Annotated in this window: 5 protein-coding genes; 1 reads left to right on the forward strand and 4 read right to left on the reverse strand. The window is 67.4% G+C overall.

Annotated elements, in window-relative coordinates; translation table 11 throughout:
• Positions 1–767, forward strand: a 767-nt coding sequence (locus tag OXN85_04150; GenBank protein ID MCY3599149.1) for an FAD-dependent oxidoreductase, incomplete at its 5' end; no start/stop codon positions are given.
• On the opposite strand, the gene OXN85_04155 is transcribed toward OXN85_04150, so the two are convergent.
• The 4 genes from OXN85_04155 to OXN85_04170 are packed head-to-tail and all read right to left on the reverse strand — an operon-like array spanning position 764 to position 4,926.
• Positions 764–2,542: an SLC13 family permease gene (locus tag OXN85_04155; protein MCY3599150.1), complete on the reverse strand. Its 1,779-nt coding sequence runs from the start codon at positions 2,540–2,542 to the stop codon at positions 764–766. The genes OXN85_04150 and OXN85_04155 overlap by 4 nt on opposite strands.
• Before the next feature lie 55 nt (positions 2,543–2,597).
• Positions 2,598–3,491: a dienelactone hydrolase family protein gene (locus OXN85_04160; GenBank protein ID MCY3599151.1), complete on the reverse strand. Its 894-nt coding sequence runs from the start codon at positions 3,489–3,491 to the stop codon at positions 2,598–2,600.
• Between the two features lie 20 nt (positions 3,492–3,511).
• Entirely contained in the window at positions 3,512–4,600 is a 1,089-nt protein-coding gene (locus OXN85_04165) for a hypothetical protein (GenBank protein ID MCY3599152.1), read from the reverse strand.
• Positions 4,597–4,926, reverse strand: coding sequence for a hypothetical protein (locus tag OXN85_04170; protein MCY3599153.1), 330 nt, complete (start codon positions 4,924–4,926; stop codon positions 4,597–4,599). The genes OXN85_04165 and OXN85_04170 overlap by 4 nt, the downstream gene beginning before the upstream one ends.
• Between the last annotated feature and the right edge of the window lie 70 nt (positions 4,927–4,996).

The raw sequence follows: 4,996 nt of genomic DNA on the forward strand, positions 1-4,996 counted from the left end.
CGACGACCATGCAGACGTGGGACCAGGGAACGCGCCGGATCTATGATCGCCTTTCGGGCGGTTTCCGGGACAAGGTCTACCTCAACCGGCCCGTCCGCAGGGTGGTTCGAGGGCCATCGCACGTCGTGGTCGAGGATGAGGACGGCGTGGAGGAGACGTTCGACGCGGTGATCTTCGCCTGCAACGCGAACCAGACGCTGATGATGCTGGACGAGCCGACGTTTCTGGAGCGCTACATCCTCTCGTCGGTCCGCTACGAGAGCGAACTCCACAACCACACGGTCGTGCATTCGGACGCCTCGGTCCTGCCGGATGACGAGGTGAAGGCGCTGGAGACCCGCAGCAACCACATCGCGCAGTACGGCGCCCGGCCGGACAACTACGAGATCACGTACATCATGCACAACCAGCAGCCGTGGGCGAAGCGCTCGGACAAGCCCTGCCTGGTGACGTACAACCCGATCAGCGAGATCGACGACGAGAAGGTCATCGAGCGGCGGTGGTTCCAGCACATCGTGCACGACGTCCGCCATGTCGCGTGGCTCGTCCCCCTGTTCCGCTTCATACAGGGGAAACGGCGGAGCTGGCACTGCGGCGCCCACACGCTGATCAACAGCCAGGAAACCGCCTTCGTCACCGGACTCGCGGCCGCGCGACAGATCGGCGCGGACTACCCCTTCGAGGATCCCGAAGCGAGGAAGATGTTCAACTACTACGGTCGCGTCATGTACGGCTGGCGCTTCAGGAAAGCCCGAGGGTCAGCTTAGCTGGGCCAGAAAATGGGGATGAGGAGGCTGGCCGTGATGAGGAGGACGAGGTTGAGCAGGCCGCCCACCTTCACGAAGTCCGAGAAACGATATCCGCCCGGCCCGTAGATCATGACGTTGGTCTGATAGCCGAAGGGCGTGACGAAGGAGGCGGATGCGCCGAACATGACGGCGATGAGGAGCGCGTACGGGTTCACGCCGGCCTGCGTGGCCGCGAGGATCGCGACGGGGGTGAGCATCACGGCCGTCGCCGCGTTGGACACGATGGCCGTCATGAGGACGGTCACCAGGTAGAAGGCCGCGACGAGTCCGGACGCTCCCAGCGGCGCCGTCGCCGCCACCACGCCGCGCGCGAGCAACTCCGCCGCCCCGGTGGTCTCAAGCGCCACGCCGAGCGGAATGAGGCCGGCCAGCACGAAGAGGACCATCCACTCCATCTCCGCGTAGATCTCTTCGACGCGCACGCAGCGCGTGAACACCATGAGGCCGACGCCCGAGAGCGCGGCCGTCATGATGTCGAGGAGGCCGAGGCTGGCGCTGAGCACGACGCCGACCATGATCGCTGCGGCGACGCCGGCCCGCGGCCTGCGCCCGGTCTGCGTCTTCACTTCTCCCACGGGAACGAACCCGGGATCTTCGACGAGGCGTGCGAGCGCGTTCGGCGTCCCGTGCACCAGGAGGAGGTCGCCGACGCGGAACGAGACCTCCGCCAGCCGTTCCGTTACGGTGACGCCGTGATGCTGGATCGCGAGCACGGCCGCATCGTAGCGCTGCGCGAAGTTCAGATCGCGAAGCGTCCGGCTTACGAGACTCGAGCCGGGCGCCACGAGGACTTCGACCAGCCGGCCGCTGCCGCCGGCCAGATCAAGCCCCTGCTCCTTCCGCTCCCGCGGGGTCTCGAGTCGCTGCCGGCGCGCGAGTTCGATAAGGCGTTCCGCCGAGCCCTGCACGTAGAGGACATCGCCCGGCCGTATGTGGCGGTCTCCGTGCGGCGCGGTGATCTCCTGTTCGCCCCGTTCGATGTCCAGCACGGTGACGCCGTACCGTTCGCCCCACTTGAGTTCGGCCAGCGAGCGGCCGTTGGCGGGCGAGTCCTCCGGGACGTGCAGTTCCGTGACGAAGCGGCGGATGTCGTACTTGCTGGACAGGTCCGGCGCCCGGACGCGGCGCGGCAGGAGCACCCGTCCGGCGGTGAAGAGATACACCAGACCCACGGCGAGGCAGATCAGGCCGAGCGGAGTGATCGAGAACATGTGGAGTTCGTCGAACCCGCGCCTCATCGCTTCGCCGTGCACGACGAGGTTGGTGGAGGTCCCCATCAGGGTGACGGTGCCCCCGAGAATGGAGACGAAGGATAGGGGCATGAGATACCGCGAAGCCGGCTCCTCGGCCTGGTCGGCGAGCGCGACGAAGACGGGCAGGAACACCATCACGACGGCGGTGGTCATGAGAAAGGGCGAGAGGAGCGCGCAGACGAGGCAGAGCACCAACATGCGGGAGTACTTGCCGCCGAGGGGCGCAGTGCGCGCCCAGGCCCCGATGGCGGACACGAGACCGGTCTTTCGGAGCCCAAGGCCGAGCACGAGCATCGAGCCGACGGTCACGGTCGCGCGGCTCGACAGGCCCGATACGGCTTCGGCCGGCGTGAGGATGCCGCTCAGGAGGAGGACCACCGGGACCGACATGGCGACCTGATCCAGCCGCAGCCGGTCCATGGCGAACAGGACCAGCGCCGCCAGCGTCAGCCCCAGCACGAATGCGATTTCGAACGTCATGTGAAGATGTTCGTCCCCCGCCCGTCCCGGCACCAGTCCGGCCGGCCGGCAGGCCTCATCCCCGCAAGTGCTCGTTGAAGAACGCGATGGTCCGGTCCTGCGCGAGGCTGGCGGCTTCCTGGTCGTAGCGTGGGGTGGTGTCGTTGTGGAAGCCGTGGTTGGCTCCCTCGTAGACGTGGACCACGAAGGACTTTCCGTGTGCCTCCAGCGCCTCTTCGTAGGCCGGGTAGGCGGCGTTGATGCGCTCATCCAGCCCCGCGAGCTGGATCATCAGGGGCGCCTGTATCGAGGGCACGTCTTCCGCGGCCGCGGCCGACCCGTAGAACGGCACACCGGCGCCCAGATCCGGAAGGCGGACCGCGAGCTGATTCACCACTCCGCCGCCGTAGCAGAACCCGACGGCCCCGACGCGCCCGGTGGTCGTCTCGTGGTCGCGGAGGAACCGGAACGCGGCCACCCAGTCCTCCATCATCGTGTCCCGGTCGAGCTGCCGCTGCATCACCCGGCCCTCGTCGTCGTTGCCCGGATAGCCACCCAGGGGGGTAAGCGCGTCCGGCCCCAGCGCCACGAAGTCCGCGGCGGCGAACCTGCGGACCACGTCTTCGATGTAGGGGTTCAAGCCGCGATTCTCGTGGATGACGAGGACCGCAGGCCTGGGCTCCGTCGCGTCGACGGGCGCGGCCATGTAGCCGCGCATGGTCCCCGAGCCGTCCGGCGAAGGGTAGGTGACGTACTCCTGCCGGATTCGGGCATCGTCGGTCGCCACGTGCCGCGCCCACGCGTAGTTGGGACGAAGTGCCTCGAGGACCGCCACGGCGGCCGCGCTGCTGCCCAGCACCTTCCCGGCTCCTTTCAGGAAGTCGCGCCGACGAATGAACCCATGCACGTAGCCATCGAAGAGGGCCAGCACCTCCTTGGGGAAGTCGCTCGCCTGCTTTCTCTTGGTCATCGGGAATCCTCCAATGTTCGTCAGTTGGCGTCTTCGTCGGCGTGTCGCCGCGCGATCCGGGCGAGCTTCGGCTCGATGGACGTCATCACCGCCGCGAACAGCACGAGCGCCCAGCCCACCGAGAGGATCAGGTGCAGGCCGACCAGCATCCGGGCGCCGGCCGAGACGGGGACGATGGCCGCATAATCCTGGGCGAGGGCGGTGAAGAAGGCGAAGGACACCCAGTCGGCCAGGCCCGCGCCGGCGTCGGCGAACGACCCCGGGCGGAAGCGCTCGAGGGTTCCGTAGAAGCCCGCGAAGAGGAAGATGATCGTCAGGTAACCGAGCGCAAACCCGCCGATCGGGACCCACATCACCCGCAGGTAGGCTGCGAGCTGGCCGTACACCTCAAGGCGCGGCCGGAGCCAGGTGGCAGCGGCGCGTCCCGCCAGAAACGCGGTCAGCGGCAGCAGGGCGAGCGAGATGATGAGGATGACGACAATCCAGAGAACCTCGGCGATGCCCGACAAACCGACGTCTTCCCGTACCACGCCGAACCCGAACAGGAGGCCCATCAAGACGGGCAGCGCAACCGCGCCGAGGACCAGGAGCCGGGGAGGCCGGGCGTTGTCCCATCCCGCGCGCCGTCGGCTGATGAGCCCGATCAGCAGCGCGCCCCAGGGCACGGCCACGAGCGGGAACGCCGCTACCAGCGGCGCCATGGCAACGTCACCCGCGACGAGCGCGGGGATGAACCCCAGGCTCAGCAGGACCGCCACGACGAACGTTTCCCGGGCTACATCCCGATACCCTGAGAGGGACGACCGGTCCAGCCCACCGATCAAGCCGACGGCCAATGGGCCAAGGGGCGGAATGATGACACCCCAGCCGACGCTCAGGGCGCCGGCCAGGAACGCCGTGACGACCCCCACGATCGAGCCGATCAGGATGCCGACCCACGGACCGCCGTTCGACTTCCCCCGCAGGCCAACGCCCACGCCGATGGCGACCGCACACCCCACTCCCAGCAAGACGTCGGTGTGGTTCCCCGTGATCGCATAACCGCACGTCGCGACGATGAGAGCGACCGCCGCCGCAATCCGGAGGGCCAGCCAGATCAAACGGTTCACGATTCCTCCTCCGCGTGGCGTCTGGCGATTCTCTCCAACTTGGGTCCGATGGACGACATCACGGCCGCGAGCAGCACTACTACCCACCCCGCCGAGAGAATGAGGTGGGCTCCGACCAGCAGGCGGGCGCCGTCCGAAACCGGGACGACGGTTGCGTAGTCCTGGGCGAGGCCGGTGAAGAAGGCAAAAAACAGCCATTCCTTGACCCCGACGCCGGCATCGGCAAACGCGCCGGCATTGAACCGCTCCAGGGTTCCATAGAATCCGGCGAAGAGGACGATGATCATCAGGTAGCCGACGGCGAATCCGCCGATCGGAACCCACATCACCCGAAGGTATTCGGCAAGCCAGTTCGCTCGACGGCATCAAGAAGATCAACTCGATTTCGGTCGAGGG

This window comes from Candidatus Palauibacter australiensis, assembly GCA_026705295.1.
Classification (GTDB): Bacteria; Gemmatimonadota; Gemmatimonadetes; order Palauibacterales; family Palauibacteraceae; genus Palauibacter; species Palauibacter australiensis.

Excerpts from the sequence above, each read along its gene's own strand:
- OXN85_04170 (MCY3599153.1), bottom strand. The coding sequence starts at position 4,926 with ATGTGGGTTCCGATCGGCGGATTCGCCGTCGGCTACCTGATGATCATC.
- OXN85_04155 (MCY3599150.1), bottom strand. The coding sequence starts at position 2,542 with ATGACGTTCGAAATCGCATTCGTGCTGGGGCTGACGCTGGCGGCGCTG.
- OXN85_04160 (MCY3599151.1), bottom strand. The coding sequence starts at position 3,491 with ATGACCAAGAGAAAGCAGGCGAGCGACTTCCCCAAGGAGGTGCTGGCC.